Below are 21,653 nucleotides of genomic sequence, written 5' to 3' on the forward strand. Positions count from 1 at the left end.
CCGCCCTGCCCAGCGCAGGGCGTGCGCCGTAGAGGCGGCCGCCGTCGCAGGTACACTGCGCCGATGAATGCCGCGCCCCCGTTCCACGTAATCCTGTTCCAACCGGAAATCCCGCCCAACACGGGCAATGTGATCCGGCTCTGCGCCAACACCGGCGCGCAGCTGCACCTGGTCGAGCCGCTCGGCTTCGCACTGGAAGACAAGCAGCTCAAGCGCGCCGGCCTGGACTACCACGAGTACTCGCGCCTGCAGGTGCACCCCGACCTGGACACCGCGCTGGCGCGGATCGCACCGAAGCGGTTGTTCGCCCTGAGTACGCGTGCCAGCGTCCGCTACGACAGCGTGGCGTTCGAAGATGGCGATGCCTTCCTGTTCGGCCCGGAAAGCCGTGGCCTGCCGCAGGACGTGCTCGATGCGCTGCCGGATGGCCGCCGCCTGCGCCTGCCGATGCGGCCGGGCAACCGCAGCCTCAATCTTTCCAACACCGTTGCCGTGGTGATGTACGAGGCGTGGCGGCAGCATGGGTTTGCCGGCGGCGCGTAAACCGCTCCGGGGTGGCTGTGGATCGCTGCTGGTGGGTGTGACCTGCTTCTGGTGGGTGCGGACCTTGGTCCGCACTGTTCCCCGGTCGCGTGCCGAAGGAGTGTGCCAACCAAGGTTGGCACCTACCAAAGACAGGTCAAGGCGGCTGCAGAAACTTCTGGAAAGATGTGCCAACCAAGGTTGGCACCCACCGGAACCAGGTTTCAGAACGCGTTGATGCCGGTCAGTTCGCGGCCGATCACCAGCTGGTGCACGGTCTCGGTGCCTTCATAGGTGATCACCGATTCCAGGTTCAGTGCATGCCGGATCGCCACGTGTTCGGTGGTGATGCCGGCCCCACCCAGCAGATCGCGACATTCGCGGGCGATGTCGATCGCCATGCGGCAGTTGTTCCATTTGGCCAGGCTGACCTGCTGCGGCTGCAGCTGCCCGGCTTCCTTCAGGCGGCCCAGCTGCAGGGCCAGCAGCTGCGCGGTGGTGATGCGGCGGGCCATTTCGGCCAGCTTGATCTGCGCGCTCTGGGTGGCGGCCAGCGGGCGGCCGAACAGCACGCGCTCCTTGGCATAGCCCAGCGCTTCATCCAGGCAGGCAACGGCGGCACCGATCGGGCCCCAGCTGATGCCGTAACGGGCCTGGGTCAGGCAGCCCAGCGGCCCCTTCAGGCCCTTCACGTTCGGCAGGCGATGGCTGTCGGGCACGCGCACGTCATCGAAGAACAGCGCGCCGGTCAGCGACGCGCGCAGGCTCATCTTGTGCTTGATCTCCTGCGTGGTGAAGCCGGCCATGCCCTTCTCCAGCACGAAGCCCTGGATGCCGTCCTCGGTCTGCGCCCAGACGATGGCCAGGTCGGCCACCGGGCCGCTGGTGATCCACATCTTGCTGCCGCTGATGCGCCAGTCGCTGCCGTCGCGCATCGCGCGGGTCTTCATGCTGGCCGGGTCAGACCCACCGTGCGCCTCGGTCAGGCCGAAGCAGCCGATCAGTTCGCCGCGCGCCATCGCCGGCAGCCACTGCTGGCGCTGTTCCTCGCTGCCGTAGGCATAGATCGGGTACATGCACAGCGAGCTCTGCACCGAGACGAAGCTGCGCAGGCCCGAATCGCCGCGCTCCAGCTCCTGGCAGATCAAGCCATAGCTGACCGCACCCAGATCACCGCCGCCGTATTCGGCCGGCAGGGTGGCGCCCAGCAGGCCCAGCGAGGCGATCTCCGGCACCAGTTCAGAGGGGAAACGGGCCTGGTCGAAGGCATCGCCGATGATCGGCAGCACGCGCTCGTTGGTGAAGCGGGCGACGCTCTCCTGCACCGCGCGCTCTTCCTCATTGAGCAGGGAACGGACATCGAACAGATCGTACGGATGCAAAGCCATGGCACTCACGCGCAGTCAGGACCCGGCCATTGTCGGTCATCCGGGCAGAGCGTGCCGACCAGGGTCGGCACCCACCCGGGCCGCAGCCTTACGCTGCACCGCAGCAATCGTGACGTGAACATCGGCGATCTAGCTCGATCACGCGCGGCCCGGTACCCTGACACATTCAAACAACCGTTTCGCTCGTGGCTGCACGCGCGATTCCCAGGCACCGCCGGTGGCCCCGATGCCGGCCCTACCCACGAGTCATGCAATCGATGAGCGCTGAAGCCAACGCCCTGCCCCCGCGTGAAGTAATGGAATTCGACGTGGTGATCGTCGGCGCCGGCCCCGCCGGCCTGGCCACCGCGATCCGCCTGCGCCAGCGCGCGATCGAAGCCGGCCGCGAGTTGTCGGTGTGCGTGCTGGAGAAGGGGTCCGAACCAGGCGCGCACGTGCTGTCTGGTGCGGTGATGGATCCGCGCGCGCTGACCGAGCTGTTCCCGGACTGGGCCGAGCGCGGCGCACCGCTGAAGCAGAAGGTCACCCGTGACGAATTCCTGTTCCTCAGCGAAACCGGCGCGCGCAGCACGCCCAACGCGCTGCTGCCGGAGTGCTTCCACAACGAAGGCAACTACATCATCAGCCTGGGCGAAGTGACCCGCTGGCTGGCGCAGCAGGCCGAGGCGCTGGAAGTGGCGATCTTCCCCGGCTTCGCCGCAGCCGAGGTGCTGTACGGCGACAACGGTGAAGTGATCGGCGTGGCCACCGGCGACATGGGTATCGAGAAGGATGGCAGCATCGGCCCGGCGTTCGAGCGCGGCATGGCGCTGCAGGCGAAATACACGATCTTCGCCGAAGGCGCGCGCGGCCATCTCGGCCGCCAGTTGATCGCGCGTTACACGCTGGACGAAGGCAAGGACCCGCAGGCCTACGGCATCGGCATCAAGGAGCTGTGGCAGATCGACCCGTCCCGGCATGAGCCGGGTCTGGTGGTTCACGCCGCCGGCTGGCCGCTGGACAGCGACACCTACGGCGGCGCGTTCCTGTACCACGCCGACGGCGGCAAGGTCGCCATCGGCTACGTGGTAGGCCTGGACTACAGGAACCCGTGGCTGAGCCCATTCGAAGAGTTCCAGCGCTTCAAGACCCATCCGTCCATCCGCAAGCATCTGGAAGGCGGTACCCGCATCGGTTACGGCGCGCGTGCGATCACCGCCGGTGGCCTGCTGTCGCTGCCGAAGACGGTGTTCCCGGGCGGTGCACTGGTCGGCTGCGAGGCCGGCTACCTCAACGCCAGCCGCATCAAGGGCAGCCATGCCGCGATCAAGACCGGCATGCTGTGCGCCGACGCCGCGTTCGACGCGCTGGCCGCCGACCGCCAGCACGATGAACTGAGCGCCTACCCGAAGGCGTTCGAAGCCAGCTGGCTGTTCACCGAACTGCAGCAGGCCAAGAACTTCAAGCAGTGGTTCAAGAAGGGCCAGACCGTGGCCACGCTGATGACCGGCGTCGAGCAGTGGCTGCTGCCGAAGCTGGGCGTGCGCAACCCGCCGTGGACCCTGCACCGCACGCAGCCGGATCATGCCTGCCTGGAACCGGCCGCCAAGCACACCCGCATCGCCTACCCGAAGCCGGATGGGGTGCTGACCTTCGACCGCCTCAGCTCGGTGTTCCTGAGCAGCACCAACCACGACGAGAACCAGCCCAGCCACCTGACGCTGAAGGACCCCAGCATTCCGGTGAAGGTGAACCTGGCCGAGTACGCAGGCCCGGAAGCCCGCTATTGCCCGGCCGGTGTGTACGAGTTCGTTGGCGAAGCCGACAACGCGCGCCTGCAGATCAACGCGCAGAACTGCGTGCACTGCAAGACCTGCGACATCAAGGATCCGACCCAGAACATCGTCTGGGTGACCCCGCAGGGCGGCGGCGGCCCGAACTACTCGGGCATGTGATCGCCCCGGGCTGCGACCGTGTGTCGCAGCCCGACCGCTCCACCGCACCGCTATCCTGCCCACCCATGCGTGCCTGCCGCCTGCTCACCGCCGTTGCCGTGGCCCTGCTTGCCACGGCCTGCCAGCGCCCGCCCGCGGTGCCGGCCACGCCCGAACAGGCCCGGCAGCAGGCCATGCAGCGCGCGTTCGAACTGTGTGCCGGCTGCCACACCGTGCAGCCCGGTGGCATCCACCGCTTCGGACCCAACCTGCACGGCGTGATCGGCCGCCGCGCCGGCAGCCTGCCCGACTATGGGTATTCCGACGGCATGCGCCGCGCCGACATCACCTGGACCGCACAGACGCTGGATACCTTCCTGCAGTCACCCACGCACCTGGTGCCGGGCACCCGCATGTACAACGCCTTCCCCAGCGCAGAACGCCGCGCCCTGGTGATCGCCTACCTGCAGCAGCAGTCGGCTCAGTGAGCCAGGCGCTGCAGCTGTTGCTGCAGCCGCGCCACGAACGTCGTTACGGTGGCGAACAACGGCGCCGTATCGGCCTCTGCCGCATCCTGCAGGCGCTCGACCAGGGCATTGGCCTGCTGGGCCAGTGCCGTGGCCCCGATCGCCCCGAGCCCGCCGGCCTGGCGATGCAGGTGCAGCGCCGCAGCCTGGCGGTCGCCAGCCTGCACGGCGCGCTGCACGGCGGCCAGGTCACCCTCGCTGGCCTGCAACAGGCTGTCGCGCAGCTGCTCGGCCACCACGCGCGAGCCGAAGCGCTGCTGCAGGGTGGCCAGATCAGGCAATGCTTCACCGTCGTCGGCGGCAACCTCCGGCACCGGCACCTCGAACGACTGGCCCTGGGCCTGCGGCAGCCAGCGCAGTAGCGCCGCACGCAGCGTGGCCAGCGACAGCGGCTTGGCCAGTACCTCGTCCATGCCGGCCTCGCGGCAGCGGCGCGCATCGTCGTCCAGCACGCTGGCGGTCAGCGCCAGCACCGTCAGCCGCGGCTGGCCGGTACGGCCCTCGCGTTCGCGCAGCAGGCGGGTGAAGCCAAATCCATCGAGTACCGGCATGCGGCAGTCGGTGATCACCAGGTCGAAGCTCTCCGACGACAGGCGATCCAGCGCCTGCTGGCCATCGCCCAGCAGCACATGGGGCACGCCCAGCTGCTGCAGCCGCCACGCCATCATCGCCTGGTTGGTCGGGTGGTCCTCGATCACCAGCACCCGCGCCTGGCGCAGCGCGGCGGGCAGCAGCGCGGACTGGTCCTGCTCGGCCAGCAGTGCCGCCGCGTCCTCGCTGCCGGCCTCCACCAGCGATACCCGCACTTCGGCGCGGGTTCCTTCGCCCAGCGTGCTGTGCAGGGTCAATTCGCCCTGCATCATCTGCACCAGTCGCTGGCAGATGCTCAAGCCCAGGCCAGTGCCGCCGTGGTCACGCTGGATGTAGGCACCGGCCTGCGTAAAGGGCGCGAACAGGTGCTGCAGTTGTTCCGGTGCGATGCCGATGCCGGTGTCGGTAACGCTCAGGCACAGCGGTTGCACGCCGTCTTCGCTGGTCGGCCCCAGCACCTCCAGCTGCAGGCGCACCTCGCCCTGTGCGGTGAACTTGATGGCATTGCTGAGCAGGTTGAACACGATCTGGCGCAGCCGCACGCCGTCCACTTCGTGGGCCGGCGCCAGCTCGGGATCGATCTGCACGTGCAGCGCCAGGCCACGCGCGCTGGCCTGGGCCGACAGCAGGCGGCACACGCTCTCCAGCAGGGGCCGCAGCGGTTGCGGCACCGGTTCCAGGCGCAACGCCCCTGCTTCCAGCCGCGAGTAATCGAGGATGTCATCGAGGATCTGCCGCAGCATCTGGGCCGAATCCTCGATAACGCCGAGGATGCGCTGCTGTTCGCTGTCCAGCGGTGAGTGCGCCAGCACCTCCAGCATCCCCAGCACGCCACTCATCGGCGTGCGGATCTCATGGCTCATCGTGGCCAGGAAGCGCGATTTGGCCTCGGCGGCCTGCTCGGCGTCCGCCTTCGCCGCCGCCAGGGCATCGGCCTGCATCCGCGCTTCGCTCACGTCCACCCAGTAACCGCTCCAGATCACCGCGCCCTCTTCGGCGGCATAGGGGTGGGCCTGGCTGCGCACCCAGCGCACGCCCTCCCCATCGCTGCGCAGGCGGAACTCCAGGATCAATGGGGCGAACTGGCGCGCGGCCTGCTCGATGGAGTGCAGGATGTGCGCGCGGTCCTCTTCCTCGATGCGTTCCAGCAACACCCTCGCATCCTGTTCGGCCTGCTGCCGTGTAATGCCGAACAACGCAGGCAGGTCACCGGCGATGAACGGGAAGCTGAGCGCGCCATCGGCGTCGCGACGCGCCTGATAGACCACTGCAGGCAGGTTGTCGGTCACCTCGGCCAGACGCTGCTCCAGCTGGCGACGTCCTGCCACCTCGCGGCGCAGCCGCCAATGGCCGACGCCATGTACCAGCAGCGCGGTCAGCAGCACCAGCAGCACCGGCACGCCCCACCGCAGCACCTTGTTCCAGTCGACACCGTTGCGGTACTCCACCCCCAGCCAGGCATTGCGCAGGGCCTCGCGCTTGCGTGGGGTCATCTGCAGCAGCAGGCGATCGAAGGTGGTAGCCAGTGCCGCGTGGCGGCGGTCCACAGCCAGCACCAGCTGGTCGTTGAAGCCGGCCGGTGCCGCCACCTGCAGCCGCCCCGGGAAACGGCTGCGCAGCAGGTGATCGACCACGGCAAGGTTGCCAATGTACGCATCGGCGTCGCCAGCGAGCAGGCGCTGCAGCGACTGTTCGGCGCTGCGTGCAGCGATGATCCGCGCCTGCGGTGCCTGCTGCAGCACGTAGCCGCGCACACGCTCCGGGTCGGACAGCAGCACGCGCTTGCCCTGCAGGTCAGCCAGGCCCAGCAGCGACTCGCCATCGCTCCTGACCACAATCACGTTCGGCACGCTGATGAAGGGCTGGCTGAACACCCAGTCCGGGCCCAGGTACCGTGAATCGACAGGAATGCCCATCACCGCCTGCAGCTCACCGCGGCGGGCCTTCTCGCGCACCTCGTACCAGTCGTGGCTGTCCTCGACCTGCAGGTTGGCACCGGCCTGCATCAGGCGCTGCAGGTATTCGCTGGCCAGCCCGCTGGGCCGGCCATCCTCGCCGGTGAACGACAGTGGCGCGGCATTCGGGGCGAAACCGATCTTCAACGGCTGCTCCAGCACGCGCTTCTCGGCCTGGCTCAGCGCCAGCTGCGCCGATGCCGACCAGTGCGGCGGTGGCAGCCATCGTTGTGCGAGGGCATCACGCTGGGCCTGGCTGGTGGCCGCCAGCGCCAGGTCCAGGGCTTCAGCCAGGGGTTGCTTGCTGTTGGGAATGCCGAAGTGCAGCCGTTCAGGGGGCAGGTCGCTGGGCCGCAACAGCGCCACGCCCTGCAGGCGCCGGCTGGCAATCAGCTCGGTGGCGACAAAGGCATTGCCGATGTAGACGTCGGCCTTGTCGTCTCTGACCATCTGCAATGCGCTCAACGTGTCGTTTACGACAAGCTGGCGGGCACGCGGGAATCGGGCGCGCACCTGCGGACCGGTCAGGAAATCCTGCTCGATCACCACCCGCAGACCCTCCAGGTCGGGCATGTCGGAGGCACGCAGGTCGTCCGGCCGGCCCACCAGGGCCAGCGGCGCTTCGCTGTAGGCCGCGGTATAGACCATGCAGCGGGTGCGGTCGGCACTGAGGCCGACATTCATCACCACGTCGATCTCGCCACGACATGCCGCATCCAGCACGGATGTCCAGTCCGGATAGCGGCGCGCCTCGACCTTCATGCCGAGCTGGCGTGCAAGATGCGACAGGTAGTCCGGTCCCAGACCGACCTGCTGGCCGTCACGGAGGGACTCGAAGGGCGGCCAACCGCTGTCATACTGCCCGACAACGATGGTCGGATGCGCCACCAGGTATTCGCGCTGCAACGGGCTGAGCGGCAGCAGCCCAGGGGCCGGCTGTGCCTGGGCCACGGGCAGGGCAAGCACCGCCAGCAGCAGGAGCAGCCCGCGAACAGCCCACCTACGCATCTGCGTCGATCTCCTAGAATCCTGCCAGGGACCGCGATGGTCGCGGCCCGGCGTGCCCGATGGCCATACTAGAGCATGAGCTTGCGCATCATCATCGCAGACGATCACCCGGTGGTCCGCATCGGTACCCGCGCCGTCATCGAGTCGAGCGGCGTGGGCCGCGTGGTCGGCGAGGCCGACAGCGCGCAGGCGCTGATGACCCTGCTCGCCAACCAGCCCTGTGACCTGCTGGTCACCGACTACTCCATGCCGGGTAGCCCGCAGGCCGATGGCTTCGCCATGATCGGCATGATCCGCCGCCGGCATCCGGACCTGCCGGTGCTGATGCTCAGCGTCTCCAGCAACCTGGCGATCCTGCGCATGGTGCTCGACAGTGGCGTGCTCGGTCTGGTCGACAAGAGTTCGTCGATGGACGAGCTGCCGCAGGCCATCCAGTCGGTGTACCGCGGCCAGCCCTACATCAGCCGCAGCCTGCGCGAGCGGGTGGACGCGGCCGGCAGCTGGCGCATGCGCGAGGGCGACGGCAAGCCGTTGTCACCACGCGAAGTGGAGGTGCTGCGACTGCTCGGCACCGGCATGACGGTGAAGGAGATTTCGCTGCAGCTGCACAAGAGCGTCAGCACCATCAGCCGGCAGAAGGGCGACGCCATGCTCAAGCTGGGGCTGAAGGGCGACGCCGAATTGTTCGACTACCTGCGTGACGGCAAGATCTGAGACGCACTTCACATCACAGACCCGGCTGCCGCCCCCCCTCTTTGACGGCCTGCGGATCTGTGCCAAGATGGACAGGCATGAGTTCTCAATGCGAGGTCGAAGGAATCGACCGGCTCATGTCCTCGCTCCCGTCCGTGGTGGATGGGGTGCGGCTTCCTGCCGGCCGTCTGGCCCGGCAACGCTGACCATGGAGAGGCGCATGCAGTCCCCCCCCGAGCTACGTTGGACCCTGCCGTTGCGGCCCCTGCGCGCATTCGCGGCATGCCTGCTCGTCTCTCTTTCCGCTGCCGCCTGCAGCGCCGCCGATCCGGCCCCCTCGTCCTCCCAGCCTGCGCCTGCGCAGGCTGCCAAAGCGCCCCGACAGGATGTTGCCCCGATGCAGAACCCCTCTCCCGATGCCGCCGTCACCCCGCCCGACGCGCCGACCGTGATGTATTTCATCTACCAGGTGGATGGCGACGGTGCGACGTCCTATGAGGTCCAGAACGGCAGCGTGGCGACCTTCTGGTTCGGCCACCGCTTCACCCTGGACGGCACCACCTACTACACCGGCTTTTCCTGGGATACCCGCGAGCATTACGGCAAGCCGGGCGAACAGCAGCCGGCCGGCCCCGACGACCGCGCCAATCTGGCCGAGGCCACCTTCGTACTGGCCGGCGGCGACGCGAAGAAGCCGTGGAAGTTCCGCGGCCAGGAATGGACCATCGGTGCGCTCGGCGCCTACGACAAGGCCGACGACGTCGATACCCGGCGCAAGCCGATCGAACACCGCACCGCCGACGGCCGCCTGCTGCTGGCGGTGCCGACCAGCAGCTTCGACCGCGGCATCAGCAGCAGCGGCTACGCCCTGCTGCTGTTCAACCCCAAGCGCAGCGAGGACGACCTGGACAGCAAGGTCTGGCGCTACGTCGGCTCGGTGCGCACCGGCGAAGACAACAGCGCGGCCTGCGACGACGGCAACGTGATGCCGTGCACCGACAGCGATGGCGAACTGGCCTTCGTGGCCGATGGCAACGGCCTGCCGCAGCTGACCGTGACCTTCAAGGGCACCACCATCGAAGCCCCGGGCAAGACCCGCGCGCTGGGTGCCGGCGACACCGTGCACTACCGCTTCGACAGCAAGGCCCAGCAGTACATCGCGCCCTGATTTCCATCCGCCGCAGGCGGGTTACCTGTTGACCGACATGTTCTTGACTCACGGATGAGTCCGGTTGGCGATTCGCGGCATCGGCCGCTCCATCAACCCCGAGGAAAACGTCATGGCACAGCATGACTACAGCAAAAAGGAAGTCCTGGACATCGTCGAGCAGGTCGCCCGGCAGAAGGGCATCCCGGTCGATGACTTCATGCGCTTCGCGCACATCGAGACCGGCGGCACCTTCAACGAGCGCGCCCACAACACCTCGACCGGCGCCAAAGGCCTGTTCCAGTTCGTGCCCGGCTCGGCCCGCCAATACCACCTGACCGGCCACGAATTCGACCCGACCCGCAACACCGAAGCCGCCGCGCAGATGTACCAGGACAACCTGGGCTCGATGGCGCGCCGCAATGAGCGCACCGGCCACCCGTACCTGTCCGGCGGCGACACGCCGACCGGCCTGGACCTGTACCTGGCCCACCAGCAGGGCAGCGCCGGCTATGGCTCGGTGCAGACCGCGATCGCCACCGGCACCTTCGGCGTGGTCCGCAACGGCCATGGCGAAGAGATCAACATGCGCCGCAACGTGCTCAACCAGATCGGGTCCGATGCCAAGGCGCTGACCGGCCACACCCTGGCCGAAATGCGTGGCATGAACGACGGCGACCTGGCGCGGACCTTCTCCAGCTACTACATCCACAAGTACGCAGCGATCAGCATCCCGGAAAAGCACATCACGCCGCAGACCGTGGCACCGGGCCAGGCCCAGGCTCCAGGCACACCTGCGCAGACCGCCGCAGTGGGCGCCGCTGCGGCCACGCTGGCGGCGACCGCAACGGCTCCTGCTGCGCCGAAGCCGGGCATCGAACTGCACGCCGCGTACGACGCTGGCGTGAAGTACGACGATGTGAAGTACGCCATCAACATCCCGGGCCACGCGCTGTACGTGCCGGGCAAGACCGGCAAGAACGTGGACCAGGGCTACATCGATTGCTCCGGCTGGGTCGGCACCCTGCAGAACCGGACCATGGACGAGATCAACCAGAAGGCCGGGCACGCTGTCTTCAGCAAGGCCGACCGCATCGACCTGGGCAACCTCGGTTCCGGCGGCATCGTGCACAAGGCCGTCGAACAGTCCGGCGTGCTGCTCGAGCGCGACGCCATCCTCAAGCCCGGTGCGCTGAAGGAAGGCATGGTCATCGGCCTGGATACGGCCAGGACCCGCCACGAGCACTGGAATGGCATCGACCACATCGTGATGGTGGTGCGCGACCCGAATACCGACAAGCTGCTGATCAGCCAGTCCACCGGCAGCAAGGGCGTGCACACCATGCCCGTGGAGGATTACCTCAAGCAGGTGAAGGACCACCCGCACTGGAAGCTGTTCGCGTCGGACCCGTTGTCCAAGGCGCGCGACCTGCTGGAAAGCCGCACCCAATCTCATGAGCAGACCCAGGGCAAGCCTGCGGCCGAACACAAGGCCGCTGCCGCCCCGCACGCCGAGCTGTACAAGCCGGGCGCGCACAGCGAGGGCGTGCGCAAGGTGCAGGAGCAGCTGGGCCACCTCGGCTATGCCGGGGCCGACGGCAAGCCGCTGGCCGAGGACGGCCGCTTCGGCCGCAATACCGAAGCGGCGGTACGCCAGCTGCAGAAGGACAACGGGCTGGTTGCCGACGGCATCGTCGGTGCAAAGACGCTGGATGCGATCAAGGAGGCCCGCGAGCGCCCGCTGCTGAACGACGAGCGGCACCCGCGCAATCCGATGTACCTGCAGGCCACCGAAGGCCTGGAGCGGATGCCGGCGGGCACCTTCAAGGACCGCCACGCGCTGGAAAGCGCCGCAGCGGCCCTGACCAGGGAGGCGCATGCCGCCGGCCTGCAGCGCATCGACGCGGTGGTGCCCAGCCCGAACGGTGAGCGCCTGTTCGCCGTGCAGGGCACGGTCCGTGACCCGGCGGCCAGCCGCGTTGCGGTGGAAACCCGCACCGCCAGCGAGCAGAGCATGGCGCTCAGCAGCGGCGCGGTGCAGGGCGCGCCGAACGTGCTGCACCAGCCGCAGGACGCGCAGCAGGAACAGACCCGCCAGGCGCAGAAGGCCATGGGCGTCTGAGCCCGCAGCGCCTTGCAGACCGGGAGGGGCCGCGCCATGCGCGGCCCTTTCCCTTTCTGCCAGCTGAGCGGTAAAAGCCACTTTCAGCCTTGCTTCATGCCGCCTGCCGCTAGATGAATGCGCAAGCCGCCCGGTAGGCCAGGCAATGTTCCGGCAATGTCGGAACGCCAGCGTGGTCTCCACGGCAGCCGGGGCGCCCCGCGCCCTCCCTGCCCAGCGTGGCATGCACCTCACAGGAGAACCGAACATGCTCAGTACTTCCACACTCAGCTTCCGTGGTCTGGCGATGGCCCTGGCACTGGTTGCCGGTGTCGCCGTGGTCAGCGATGCCAGCGCGATGTCGAGGAAGGACAAGCGCACCCTGGTCGGCGCCGTGGTCGGTGGCGTGGCCGGCAACCTGCTGTCCAACGGCGACCCTGCGGCCACCGTCGGCGGTGCCGTGGCCGGCGGCGCGATCGGCAACCTGACCACCTCCGACCGCCGCGACCGCCGTTACTACGACAATCGCCGTTACGACGACCGCTACGATCGCCGTTACGACCGTGGCTACTACCGCAGTGGCTACTACGACCGTGGCGATGACCGCCGCTGGCAGCGTGAGCGCTACTACGACAACCGCTACTACCACGACCGCGGCCGCCATCGCGGCTGGTAAGCAGCGCCGACATACCGATGACGCGGAGACGGGCGGGTCGATGACCCGCCCGTTTGCGTTGGCCACGCGCATGGCGTTGAATGCGCAGCCTTGGATGTGACTTTCCCGATCGGACTGTGGCATGACGTCTTCCTCCCACCGCGTGCAGGGCCTCAACAACGACGAGGTCGCTGCCGACTGGCCAGCGATCAGCGCGGCGGACATCGCGTGGCTGAGTACGCGTTACCCGCAGCTGGGCGGGCACAGCCAACCGCGCTGGCATAGCCCGCGGCCGCTGTCTGCCGCCGCCATCGTCGACGGCACGCGCGGCGCGGTGTTCATCAAGCGCCACCACCACAGCGTGCGCAGCGCGGCCTGTCTGGAAGAAGAACACCACTTCATCGCCCATCTCGCCGCCGCCGGCGTGCCAGTGGTGCAGGTGCTGCCGGCCACCGATGGCCACACTGCGGTCGAACACGGCGAATGGACGTTTGAACTGCACGATGTCGGCGTGGGCGACGACCTGTATCGCGACGCGGTGTCGTGGTCGCTGTTGACCGATGTCGCGCAGGCCCGCGAGGCAGGGCGCACGCTCGCACAGCTGCACCGTGCCGCCGCCAGCTACCACGCGCCCCAGCGCAGCACCCATCTGCTGGTGGCGCGCGACGACCTGATCCGTGCCGACGATCCGATCGCCGCCATCAAGGCAGGACTGGATGAACGTCCCGGGCTGGCACGCTATCTCGCGCGCATTCCATGGGAAGCACAGCTGCAGCGCGACGTGCTGCCGTGGCACGCCGGCCTGGCCGAGCGCCTGCGCGCCGAGCCCCGGCTGTGGGCGCACAACGACTGGCATGTCTCCAACCTGCTGTGGCGCAACGGCGAGGTCAGCACCGTGCTGGATTTCGGCCTGGCGTCGCCCACCAGCGCGCTGTTCGACCTCGCCACCGCGATCGAGCGCAACGCAGTGGCGTGGCTGGAACTGGAGCGCGGCATGGAGGCAGTGCGCATCGATATCGCGCTGGCCCTGCTCGACGGCTACCGCGAGGTGCTGCCGTTGTCGGCGGCACGCGTGCACCTGCTGGCCGACCTGCTGCCAATGGTCCATTTCGACTTCGCACTGTCCGAAGTGGAGTACTTCGAAGGTGTCACCCGCTCAACCGCGAATGCCGACGTGGCCTGGCAGCCCTTCATGCTGGGCCATCCGGCGTGGTTCCACAGCGCGCCGGGACGGGCACTGCTGCAGGCCCTGCACGCCGTCGCGTGATCCGGTTGACGCAGCGTTGGGGTCAGATCCCTTTCCGCAGGAAAGGGATCTGACCCCGGCTGGCGCTCGCAAATCCGTACCATTTGTAGTGAAATGGTCACCTGAAGCGGGGGTGCCTGGATCTGCCAGGCTGAGAGAGTCCCTTGGAACCTGATCCGGTTTGCACCGGCGTAGGGAGCTTTGAGCCGCAGCCACACCCCCATCATGGGCCGGTGCACCTGCGCGCCGTCGCTTCGTCTCCCTTGTTGTCCGAAGACGAACCGAATGAACCGCTGCCTGCGCCCCACCCTGCTCTCACTCGCCCTCTGCGCCGCGCTGCCGCTGCATGCCAGCGAGGCCGAGGCCACCACCGATGCGGCTGCCACTGGTGCCGAACGCTCGCCGACCGAACTGGCGGCGGTGCGCGTGGAGGCCGGCAAGCCGAAGGCCGATACCTCGCGCGTGAATGCCTTCGGCGGCGGTTCGTGGAAGGACACGCCGGCTTCGGTGAACGTGCTCGAGCGCGACTATCTCGAACGTCGCCAGGTACGTTCGCTGTCCGAGCTGGCCAGCAACGATGCCTCGCTGGGTGATGCGTATGCACCTGTGGGCTACTACCAGAACATCGCCATCCGCGGCTTCGCGCTGGACGCCGCCACCGGCTACCGCTTCAACGGGCTGTCCATCGCCGGCGAGCAACGCCTGGCGCTGGAGAACGTGCAGTCGGTCGAGATCCTCAAGGGTGAAGCCGGCCTGGCGGCAGGGGTGATGGCGCCGGGCGGGATCATCAACTACATCGGCAAGCGCCCGGCTGAAGTACGCACCGCCACGCTCGGCACCGATTCGGAAGGCTCACGCTACGTCGCCGTCGATGTCGGCCACTGGATCACCCCGCGTTTCGGCCTGCGCCTGAATGCCGCATGGGACTCCAGCAATTCCTACGTCGCGCACGCCGATGGCCGCCGCAACTTCTACTCGCTGGCCGCCGACTGGCTGATCGGCGAGCGCGGCAAGCTGGAAGTGGATGCCAACTACCAGACCAGCTCGCAGCGCTCGGTGTCCGGCTACCAGCTGCTGGGCGCGCGTGACCTGCCGCGCGGTGTCGACCGCGAGCACCTGCTCGGCTACCAGCCGTGGCAGCGCCCGGTGGATATCGCCAGCACCAACATCACCGCGCTGCATACCTACGACTTCAACGATGCCTGGCAGTCGCGCGTCTCGGTCGGCCACAGCCGCTCGGTGATCGATGACAACGTCGCCTTCGCCTACGGCTGCTACTACGCCGTGCAGTGCGCCGATGGCAGCGTGCCAGGCAACTACTTCGCGCCCAACGGCGACTACGATGTCTACGACTACCGCAGCCCGGACGACACCCGCCGCAACCAGCAGGCCCGTGCCGAGCTGCGTGGCCGCTTCGAGACCGGCAGCGTCGGCCATCAGCTGACCCTCGGTGCCGACTACTTCCGCCGCACCGTGGACAAGCGCCCGAGCGTCAACGAGTACGTCGGCACCAGCAACATCCACGACCCGCAGGTGCCCGTGTTCGAGCCGTCGCCGAAGATGCCCGGCCCCTCCGCACGACGCCTGGACAGCCGCCAGACCGCGTTCTTCGCGCTGGACCGGATGAGCTTTGGCGATGACTGGCAGTGGTTGGCCGGTGGCCGCTTCGTGCGCCTGGACGAGCGTGCCTACGACAAGCGTGGTGTTCCGCAGCGGCACAGCCGCCTGTCGCGGTTCCTGCCGCAGACCGCGGTGGTGTGGAAGGCCACCGATCAGCTCAACGCCTATGCCAGCTACGTGCGCGGCATTTCGCTGGGCCAGGAAGCGCCGTTCTGGACCAGCAATGCCGACACTTTCCTGCCGTCGGTGCAGTCGCGGCAGCTGGAAGTGGGCGTGAAGTACGTGCCGGTCGAAGCACTGACCTTGGGCGCGGCGGTGTTCCGCATCTCGCAGCCCTACCAGTACGCCAGGCCCGACAGCAGCGACGTCGGCTACACCTTCGTCGAGGAAGGCACGCAGACCCACACCGGCCTGGAGCTGACCGCCAACGGCCAGCTGACCGACGCACTGCAGATCGTGGCCAGCGCCAGCGTGCTGCAGGCGCGCGCGCGCGACACCGGCACGCCGGCCTATGAAGGCCATCAGCTGGTGAACGTGCCGAAGGTACGCGCCAGCGTGCACGTGGCCTACGCGCTGCCGTTCGTGCAGGGCCTGGACGTGACCGGTGGCTGGCGCTATGCCGGTGCCAACGTGGCACGCGCCGACGGTGGCGTGCGCGCGCCGGACTACTCGGTGTTCGATGCCGGCCTGCGCTTCCAGCATCGCCTGCACGAACGCGCGGTGACCTGGAACCTGTCGGTGGACAACGTATTCGACCGCTTCTACTGGCGCGATACCGGCAGCAGCGGCGGTGACTACTACCTGTTCCCCGGTGCACCGCGACAGGCCCGCCTGTCGGTGACGTTCGCGCTGTGAGCGGCGTGATGCTGGAGTGGACCGCCGCGCTGTGCAGCATCCTCGGCGTCTGGCTGATGGCCAGGCGCCGGCTGTCGGCATGGCCGGTGGGCCTGCTGTCGGTGGCGCTGTATGGCCTGGTGTTCGCCGAAGCCAAGCTGTACTCGGATACCCTGCTGCAGGTCGCCTTCGGTGGCTTCCTGGTCTACGGCTGGCTCAACTGGCGGCAGCACGCCGCCGATGAGGGCAGCATCCGCATCGTGCCACTGGCACGCGGCACGCTGCTGCGTGACCTGGCCATCGGCCTGTGCGGTGGCGTGGCGCTGGGTGCGGCCATGCACACCTTCACCGATGCCGCGCTGCCCTGGCTGGACGCGATGCTGACCGCGCTGAGCCTGGTCGGCCAGTGGTGGCAGGCACGCCGCCACGTAGCCTGCTGGTGGGTGTGGATCGCGGTGGACGTGGTCTATGTGGGTGCATACCTGTTCAAGTCGCTGCACGTGACCGCGGCACTGTACGTGTTCTTCCTCGGCCTGGCCGTGTTCGGCCTGCGCGCATGGAGCGCCGCCGCGCGTGAACGGCAGGTGGCAACGCGGTAGCGCCACGCCATGCGCGGCCGGGCTACCGGTAGTCGCCAACCTGGGTTGGCGCGCGCCTGCCGACCAAGGTCGGCATCTACCCACCACATCCACGCATGGCGTGGACCTACTTCGGCTCCAGCAGCAGGCCCAGGCGCAGCGGCTGGCGCATGTCGGCCGGCGGTGCCGCCTGCAACGGCGCGGCCTGCAGCGTCGCGCGCAGGTCGGCGTCGACCTGGGCATCGCCCAGGCTGTCGAATTCCAGTTTCGAAATACGGCCGTCCGCCGCGATCCACACGCTCACCGGCAGCGGCGTCGGCGTGTCCGGGTGCGCCTGCAGCCATTCCAGTACACGCTGCGCCTGCGGGTCCTGCTCCTGCTGCAAGCGCTGCTGCAGCTGGCCACCCACGGCGGCGGCGTAGGCCATCCAGTGCGCAGGGGCTTCCTGCGCGGAAACGCTGGCACTCCCCAGTGCCAACGCGCCGAACACCGCGGCCAGACGCCGCCACCAGCGGCGCATGCCGGTCCTGTTTGCTGACATGACCATCGCCTGCCTCCTGCACTCCCATCCAGCGCGCCATGGTCGGCGCCCTAGATGACAGGCAGATGGCGGCCGGTGATGGCCCGGCGCGATCACTCGCCCAGGTCGGCCAGCACCTTGCGCGAGGGCGCGAAGAAGGTCACGCCGGTGGTGGCGGTGGAGAAGTCGAGGATGCGGTCATGCAGCGGCGCAGGATTGCCGATGAACATGCGCTCGAGCATCTTCTCGATCACCCACAGGCGGCGGGTGTAGCCGATGAAGTAGGTACCGTACTCGCCACGCCCCGGGTTGGCGAACGGCATGTTGTCGCGCAGGATCTCGTGCTCGCCGTCGGCATCCTCGATGGTGCACAGGGTCTTGTGCGATTTCTGCGCATCGGCCGGCGCGTCGTCCAGCTCGATGTTGTCGTGCTTGGTGCGGCCGATGATCGCCTCCTGCGCCTCGGTCTTCTGCGCGCGCCACGCATCGAGGTTGTGCAGGTACTTCTGCACCACCACGTAACTGCCGCCGGCATGCTCCGGGTCCTCGTCACCCACGATCGTGGCTTCCGGCAACGACAGCCCTTCTGGATTGGCCGTGCCATCGACGAAGTCGAGCAGGTCGCGGCCATCGAAGTAGCGGAAACCGGCGACATCATCGACCGTTTCCACCGCGTCACCGAAGGCCATCAGCAGGTTGCGCTCGAACGCCACGATCAGGTCCATGGTGCGTGCGCGGATGTGGTACAGCAGGTCACCGGGCGTGGACACGGCGGTGTGGGTCGCGCCCTTGATCTCGCGGAACGGCTTCAGCTCGCGTGGCGGCGTGGAGCCTACCAGCGGCTGCCACACGCGATGGCCAATGGCAACGTTGCAGGTGAAGGTGCGCTCGATCTCGCGGATGGCGGTGTTCTTGATCAGATCGTCGGTACTGGCCAGCACCTCGCGCGCCTTGGCGATCGACGCCTCGTCATCCTTCACCTTCAGCACCAGGAACGCCGCCGAATGGGTGAGCGGCGCAGTGATCTGCTGCGGCTCGTTGTCGAGCGTGTGGTTGACGGCGGTGATCGGTGCGGGCTGGGAGTTCACGGCGGTTCCTGCTGGCTTGAGGCGGACGCATCGCGTGTGGCGATGTGCGGGCGATCATAGCGGAACCGCCTGACCGGGGACGGAGCGGTTCTCGTTCCGTCCACCAGCGAAGGTACGAAGACCTCAGTCCACATCACTCCAGACCGCCAGTTCGTAGCCATCCAGATCGCGGAAGTGGAAGCGGCGGCCCCCGGGGAAGGCGAACACCGCCTGCACCACTTCGCCACCGGCGGCGACCACGCGCTGCTGTGCTTCGGCCAGGTCCGCGCAGTACAAGATCACCAGCGGACCGCCGTGCGCATGCACCGCTGCGTCGGCCACGAAGCCACCTTTCAGGCGGCCGTCGTCGAACTCGGTGTAGGACGGACCATAGTCGGTGAAGTGCCAGCCGAACACCTCGCCGTAGAAGCGTTTGCTGCGGGCGATATCGGCGACGTTGAATTCGATGTTGTCGATGCGGCGTTCGGCATCGTGGGGTGCGGCAGGATTCATGGCGTGGCTCCGTGGTGGGAGCCCAGCATCGATCAATACAGTACAGCGGTCTTGAACAAAACGGCCATCATTGTCCCCACTCCAGGCGCAGCTCGCTGGCGGTCATGCCAGCCAGCTCGCGCGCCTCGCGGCTGAGATGGGCCTGGTCGGCATAGCCGGCATCAGCGGCCAGCATCGCCAACGAATGCTGTGGCAGCGCGCGACTCTGGCGCAGGAAACGTTGCAGCCGCAGGATCCGCTCCAGCGTCTTGGCGCCGTAGCCGAACTGCGACTGGCTGAAACGCCGCAGGCTGCGCGGGCTCAGGCCCAACTGCGCCGCCAGCGTATCCAGCGTGGCATTACCCGCGGCGAGCGCTTGGAACAGGACATGGGCGCGCTGCGCCGGCGTATCGAGCGCGGCCGCACCCATGTGCTGTTGCAGGCAGTGCGCCATTCGCTGCAGGCGCTGTGCAGGCGCGGTGTCGCCGATGGAGGCCGCCGCCTTGTTCGCCCACGCGCCCTTCAGATCAGCCAGTGGCACGGCCTGGCCGATGATCCCGGCCAAAGGCAGGCCCAGCGCGGCCAATGCCTGGCCGGGGCGGAAGCGTGCGCCCAGCACCTGCGCACCGGGTGCCAGCGCCGGGTGCGCGGCCACACGGTCCGGGCCGACGACGAACAGCGCACCGTCGCGCCAGAGGATATCCACGCAGCCATCGGGCAATACGGTGATGTGCCCATCGGCATCGGCAGGAAGCTGGCTCTGCCACAGCTGGCCAAAGTGGCCGCGCAGCGGCGCAGGCGTCAGATGTTCCTGGTAGGTCGTGCCGGTGCCTGCAAGAGAGGAAGGGTCGCCCATGCCGCATTGTGGCGCCACGGGGCCCATAAAAGTGAAGCCCGGCGCGAGGCCGGGCTTCGGTTGGCGTGTGGGAGAGAGAGAGAGTCACACGCCAGCACAACACGCACTAACGACAGGCGTTTGTTACCAGGTGAAGCGCGGGCCCACGAACCACTCGCGGTCGCCGGCCTTGGCCAGCTTCACTTCGCCACTCAGGCCCCAGTTCTGGTTGAACTTGGCGGTGGCGCCGACGCGGCCGTAGAACTCGCCGTCCGGGTTGATGCCGTGCTTCTTGGTGTAGTCCTCGTAGCCGGCCATCACGTAGCCTTCCACGTACGGGTTGAACGCGGTGCGCACGCCGACTTCGGTCGAATAGCCGTTGAAGTCCAGGCCATGCTTCATATCGAACTTCTGGTACGCAACGCGGGCCACCAGGTCGGTGTTCGGTGCGATGCCGTAGTTGTAGCCGGCACCGATGCGCCACTGGTCGACGTCATTCTTGAACTTGTCGGTCTCCTGCGCGCTGTAGTCGCCGAAGATGTGGAAGTTCGGGTGCACCGCCACGGAACCCTTCACCTTCCAGCCATCGGCGTCGCCGCCCTTGGCATCGGTGTTCACGTAGCCGCCTTCAACGTAGTTGTACGACAGGCCGTCGGTTGCCGATGCAGCGAACGGCAGGGCAGCCAGGAGACCCAGGGCGAGCAGCGAATTCTTGTTCATCGGGACACACCTTTAATTATTTTGGTTTCGTCGGCCGCCTCCCGGGAGGGGGAGAGAAAGGAGGCGGTCGACAGGTGTGAATTATCCGTTAGGGGGTCTAATCGACCCTGAATATTGAACTGACTGGTGTATAAATAAGGCTGGCGTTCAGGGAACTCCACATGCAGCACGCGTCCGTCGCATCACTGCTGTTTCCGCCCCATGCGCGCCGCGCGGTGCGGGTGCTGCTGCTCGTCGCCCTTCCGATGATGCAGCTGCCAGCCAACGCGGCCGAGCGCGCCCAACCTTCTGCACGCATCGTGGTACAGACAGACGATGTCACGCGTTTCTTCAGCGTGCTGGATGCCACTGGAGGAAAACCAAGTGCCGAAGACCTGCAGCGCGGCTATCTGGACACCGGCACGGAGGCATTGCGCAGCTTCACCGACAGCCGCATCGGATCAATGGAGCGTTTGGCCAGGGCCATCCAGGACAAGCCGGCGTTGTTCGCCAGGGCGCGGACCTGTGCAGCGGCATTGCCGGCGATCCGCGCGCGGGTTGCCGACGCACTCGATCGGTTGGGCACGCTGCTCCCCACTGCACGTTTTCCTCCGGTCACCGTGCTGGTCGGGCGGGGTAACAGCGGCGGCGTCACCACCGAAGATGGTGTGGTGATCGGACTGGAAGCACTGTGCAACGCCGACTGGATGCAGCCTGACGTCGGCGATCGTTTCGTGCACCTGATCGCCCATGAGTACGTGCACGTGCAACAGCCAGGTGCGAGCGTCGATGTCGCGCAGCCCACCCTGCTCTATCAGACGTTGCTTGAAGGCGGCGCCGAGTACGTGGGTGAACTGATCTCGGGGCAACCGGCCAACGCGCATCTGCGTCGCTGGGCCCAGGGCCGCGAATGTGCGCTGGAGCGCGCGTTCGTACAGGACAGTGGGGGCACCGATCTTTCGAAGTGGCTGTACAACGGCCCCGGCGATGAAGCACGACGTGGAGATCTCGGATACTGGGTCGGCTACCGCATCGCGCGCAGCTATGTTTCCCGCGCGCCAGACAGGACCAGGGCCATCGCCACGCTGCTGGATGTGCGGCCCGACACCGCCGCGACCGTGTTCGAGGCGAGTGGATGGACGCCTGCCTGCACTGCTGCCAAAGGCATGGAAACGCAAGTGCTGTGAGAGCCGCTTCATACTGATGAATTGGCGACCTTGAACAGGCACAAGGCACGCCGCCGACGTAGATCAGCTCGCCTC

At 67.5% G+C, this 21,653-nt stretch carries 18 protein-coding genes and 1 riboswitch; of the genes, 11 read left to right on the forward strand and 7 right to left on the reverse strand.

From position 1 onward, the window contains the following. The first annotated feature begins 63 nt into the window (after window positions 1–63). Window positions 64–543 (forward strand): tRNA (cytidine(34)-2'-O)-methyltransferase, encoded by a 480-nt coding sequence (locus J3A72_RS00970; protein WP_049441773.1) that lies wholly within the window; start codon window positions 64–66, stop codon window positions 541–543. Between the two features lie 203 nt (window positions 544–746). On the opposite strand, the gene J3A72_RS00975 is transcribed toward J3A72_RS00970, so the two are convergent. Then, window positions 747–1,910, reverse strand: a complete 1,164-nt coding sequence (locus J3A72_RS00975) for an acyl-CoA dehydrogenase family protein (protein WP_053494690.1) — start codon at window positions 1,908–1,910, stop codon at window positions 747–749. A 257-nt stretch (window positions 1,911–2,167) separates the two neighbouring features. On the opposite strand from J3A72_RS00975, the gene J3A72_RS00980 reads away from it, so the two are divergent. Then, the gene (locus J3A72_RS00980) at window positions 2,168–3,844 is read left to right on the forward strand and encodes an electron transfer flavoprotein-ubiquinone oxidoreductase (protein ID WP_041862952.1); all 1,677 of its coding nucleotides are present in this window, start codon (window positions 2,168–2,170) and stop codon (window positions 3,842–3,844) included. Window positions 3,845–3,909: 65 nt separating this feature from the next. Beyond that, window positions 3,910–4,311 (forward strand): c-type cytochrome, encoded by a 402-nt coding sequence (locus J3A72_RS00985; protein ID WP_014645538.1) that lies wholly within the window; start codon window positions 3,910–3,912, stop codon window positions 4,309–4,311. Here the strand turns inward: J3A72_RS00985 and J3A72_RS00990 are convergent. Next, the gene (locus J3A72_RS00990) at window positions 4,305–7,904 is read right to left on the reverse strand and encodes a transporter substrate-binding domain-containing protein (RefSeq protein ID WP_046427896.1); all 3,600 of its coding nucleotides are present in this window, start codon (window positions 7,902–7,904) and stop codon (window positions 4,305–4,307) included. The two genes, J3A72_RS00985 and J3A72_RS00990, sit on opposite strands and share 7 nt — an antisense overlap. A 75-nt stretch (window positions 7,905–7,979) precedes the next feature. On the opposite strand from J3A72_RS00990, the gene J3A72_RS00995 reads away from it, so the two are divergent. The 7 genes from J3A72_RS00995 (at window position 7,980) to pnuC (ending at window position 16,799) form a co-directional block, all read left to right on the forward strand. Further along, a complete protein-coding gene (locus J3A72_RS00995) occupies window positions 7,980–8,618 on the forward strand; it encodes a response regulator transcription factor (protein WP_014035550.1) in 639 nt (212 codons plus the stop codon). Window positions 8,619–8,994: 376 nt separating this feature from the next. Then, window positions 8,995–9,765, forward strand: coding sequence for a hypothetical protein (locus J3A72_RS01000; protein WP_014645535.1), 771 nt, complete (start codon window positions 8,995–8,997; stop codon window positions 9,763–9,765). Between the two features lie 112 nt (window positions 9,766–9,877). Beyond that, entirely contained in the window at window positions 9,878–11,866 is a 1,989-nt protein-coding gene (locus tag J3A72_RS01005; RefSeq protein ID WP_075076534.1) for a peptidoglycan-binding protein, read from the forward strand. A 247-nt stretch (window positions 11,867–12,113) separates the two neighbouring features. Next, window positions 12,114–12,521, forward strand: a complete 408-nt coding sequence (locus J3A72_RS01010; RefSeq protein WP_014645533.1) for a glycine zipper 2TM domain-containing protein — start codon at window positions 12,114–12,116, stop codon at window positions 12,519–12,521. Between the two features lie 121 nt (window positions 12,522–12,642). Beyond that, a complete protein-coding gene (locus tag J3A72_RS01015; RefSeq protein ID WP_075076531.1) occupies window positions 12,643–13,767 on the forward strand; it encodes a phosphotransferase in 1,125 nt (374 codons plus the stop codon). A gap of 98 nt (window positions 13,768–13,865) precedes the next feature. Then, window positions 13,866–13,961: riboswitch (TPP riboswitch) on the forward strand. A gap of 70 nt (window positions 13,962–14,031) precedes the next feature. Continuing rightward, entirely contained in the window at window positions 14,032–16,221 is a 2,190-nt protein-coding gene (locus J3A72_RS01020) for a TonB-dependent siderophore receptor (protein ID WP_075076530.1), read from the forward strand. Between the two features lie 8 nt (window positions 16,222–16,229). After that, the gene (gene pnuC / locus J3A72_RS01025) at window positions 16,230–16,799 is read left to right on the forward strand and encodes a nicotinamide riboside transporter PnuC (RefSeq protein ID WP_075076533.1); all 570 of its coding nucleotides are present in this window, start codon (window positions 16,230–16,232) and stop codon (window positions 16,797–16,799) included. A gap of 106 nt (window positions 16,800–16,905) precedes the next feature. Here the strand turns inward: pnuC and J3A72_RS01030 are convergent, their stop codons facing one another. The 5 genes from J3A72_RS01030 to J3A72_RS01050 form a co-directional block, all read right to left on the reverse strand. Further along, the gene (locus J3A72_RS01030) at window positions 16,906–17,325 is read right to left on the reverse strand and encodes a hypothetical protein (RefSeq protein WP_075076529.1); all 420 of its coding nucleotides are present in this window, start codon (window positions 17,323–17,325) and stop codon (window positions 16,906–16,908) included. An 86-nt stretch (window positions 17,326–17,411) separates the two neighbouring features. Continuing rightward, window positions 17,412–18,386 (reverse strand): Dyp-type peroxidase, encoded by a 975-nt coding sequence (locus J3A72_RS01035; RefSeq protein ID WP_014645528.1) that lies wholly within the window; start codon window positions 18,384–18,386, stop codon window positions 17,412–17,414. Window positions 18,387–18,509: 123 nt separating this feature from the next. Further along, on the reverse strand, window positions 18,510–18,878 hold the full coding sequence (locus J3A72_RS01040; protein WP_075076528.1) for a VOC family protein: 369 nt from the start codon (window positions 18,876–18,878) through the stop codon (window positions 18,510–18,512). 67 nt (window positions 18,879–18,945) lie between these two features. Then, window positions 18,946–19,713 carry a helix-turn-helix transcriptional regulator gene (locus tag J3A72_RS01045; protein ID WP_075076527.1) on the reverse strand — a complete coding sequence of 256 codons (768 nt, stop codon included), beginning with the start codon at window positions 19,711–19,713 and terminating at the stop codon, window positions 18,946–18,948. A 123-nt stretch (window positions 19,714–19,836) separates the two neighbouring features. Further along, window positions 19,837–20,412, reverse strand: coding sequence for an Ax21 family protein (locus tag J3A72_RS01050; protein ID WP_005411880.1), 576 nt, complete (start codon window positions 20,410–20,412; stop codon window positions 19,837–19,839). A 161-nt stretch (window positions 20,413–20,573) separates the two neighbouring features. Here J3A72_RS01050 and J3A72_RS01055 point away from each other — a divergent pair, with 161 nt between their 5' ends. Continuing rightward, window positions 20,574–21,578 (forward strand): DUF2268 domain-containing putative Zn-dependent protease, encoded by a 1,005-nt coding sequence (locus J3A72_RS01055; protein WP_075076526.1) that lies wholly within the window; start codon window positions 20,574–20,576, stop codon window positions 21,576–21,578. The last annotated feature ends 75 nt before the right edge of the window (window positions 21,579–21,653 follow it).

Origin of the sequence: Stenotrophomonas sp. PvP093 (genome assembly GCF_017876915.1) — a bacterium.
In the GTDB taxonomy this organism is placed as follows: Bacteria; Pseudomonadota; Gammaproteobacteria; order Xanthomonadales; family Xanthomonadaceae; genus Stenotrophomonas; species Stenotrophomonas muris.

Excerpts from the sequence above, each read along its gene's own strand:
- J3A72_RS01000 (WP_014645535.1), top strand. The coding sequence starts at position 8,995 with ATGCAGAACCCCTCTCCCGATGCCGCCGTCACCCCGCCCGACGCGCCG.
- J3A72_RS00975 (WP_053494690.1), bottom strand. The coding sequence starts at position 1,910 with ATGGCTTTGCATCCGTACGATCTGTTCGATGTCCGTTCCCTGCTCAAT.
- J3A72_RS01020 (WP_075076530.1), top strand. The coding sequence starts at position 14,032 with ATGAACCGCTGCCTGCGCCCCACCCTGCTCTCACTCGCCCTCTGCGCC.
- J3A72_RS01050 (WP_005411880.1), bottom strand. The coding sequence starts at position 20,412 with ATGAACAAGAATTCGCTGCTCGCCCTGGGTCTCCTGGCTGCCCTGCCG.
- J3A72_RS00970 (WP_049441773.1), top strand. The coding sequence starts at position 64 with ATGAATGCCGCGCCCCCGTTCCACGTAATCCTGTTCCAACCGGAAATC.
- J3A72_RS00980 (WP_041862952.1), top strand. The coding sequence starts at position 2,168 with ATGAGCGCTGAAGCCAACGCCCTGCCCCCGCGTGAAGTAATGGAATTC.
- J3A72_RS01030 (WP_075076529.1), bottom strand. The coding sequence starts at position 17,325 with ATGGTCATGTCAGCAAACAGGACCGGCATGCGCCGCTGGTGGCGGCGT.
- J3A72_RS00990 (WP_046427896.1), bottom strand. The coding sequence starts at position 7,904 with ATGCGTAGGTGGGCTGTTCGCGGGCTGCTCCTGCTGCTGGCGGTGCTT.
- pnuC (WP_075076533.1), top strand. The coding sequence starts at position 16,230 with ATGCTGGAGTGGACCGCCGCGCTGTGCAGCATCCTCGGCGTCTGGCTG.
- J3A72_RS01010 (WP_014645533.1), top strand. The coding sequence starts at position 12,114 with ATGCTCAGTACTTCCACACTCAGCTTCCGTGGTCTGGCGATGGCCCTG.
- J3A72_RS00985 (WP_014645538.1), top strand. The coding sequence starts at position 3,910 with ATGCGTGCCTGCCGCCTGCTCACCGCCGTTGCCGTGGCCCTGCTTGCC.
- J3A72_RS01045 (WP_075076527.1), bottom strand. The coding sequence starts at position 19,713 with ATGGGCGACCCTTCCTCTCTTGCAGGCACCGGCACGACCTACCAGGAA.
- J3A72_RS01005 (WP_075076534.1), top strand. The coding sequence starts at position 9,878 with ATGGCACAGCATGACTACAGCAAAAAGGAAGTCCTGGACATCGTCGAG.
- J3A72_RS01040 (WP_075076528.1), bottom strand. The coding sequence starts at position 18,878 with ATGAATCCTGCCGCACCCCACGATGCCGAACGCCGCATCGACAACATC.
- J3A72_RS00995 (WP_014035550.1), top strand. The coding sequence starts at position 7,980 with ATGAGCTTGCGCATCATCATCGCAGACGATCACCCGGTGGTCCGCATC.
- J3A72_RS01055 (WP_075076526.1), top strand. The coding sequence starts at position 20,574 with ATGCAGCACGCGTCCGTCGCATCACTGCTGTTTCCGCCCCATGCGCGC.
- J3A72_RS01015 (WP_075076531.1), top strand. The coding sequence starts at position 12,643 with ATGACGTCTTCCTCCCACCGCGTGCAGGGCCTCAACAACGACGAGGTC.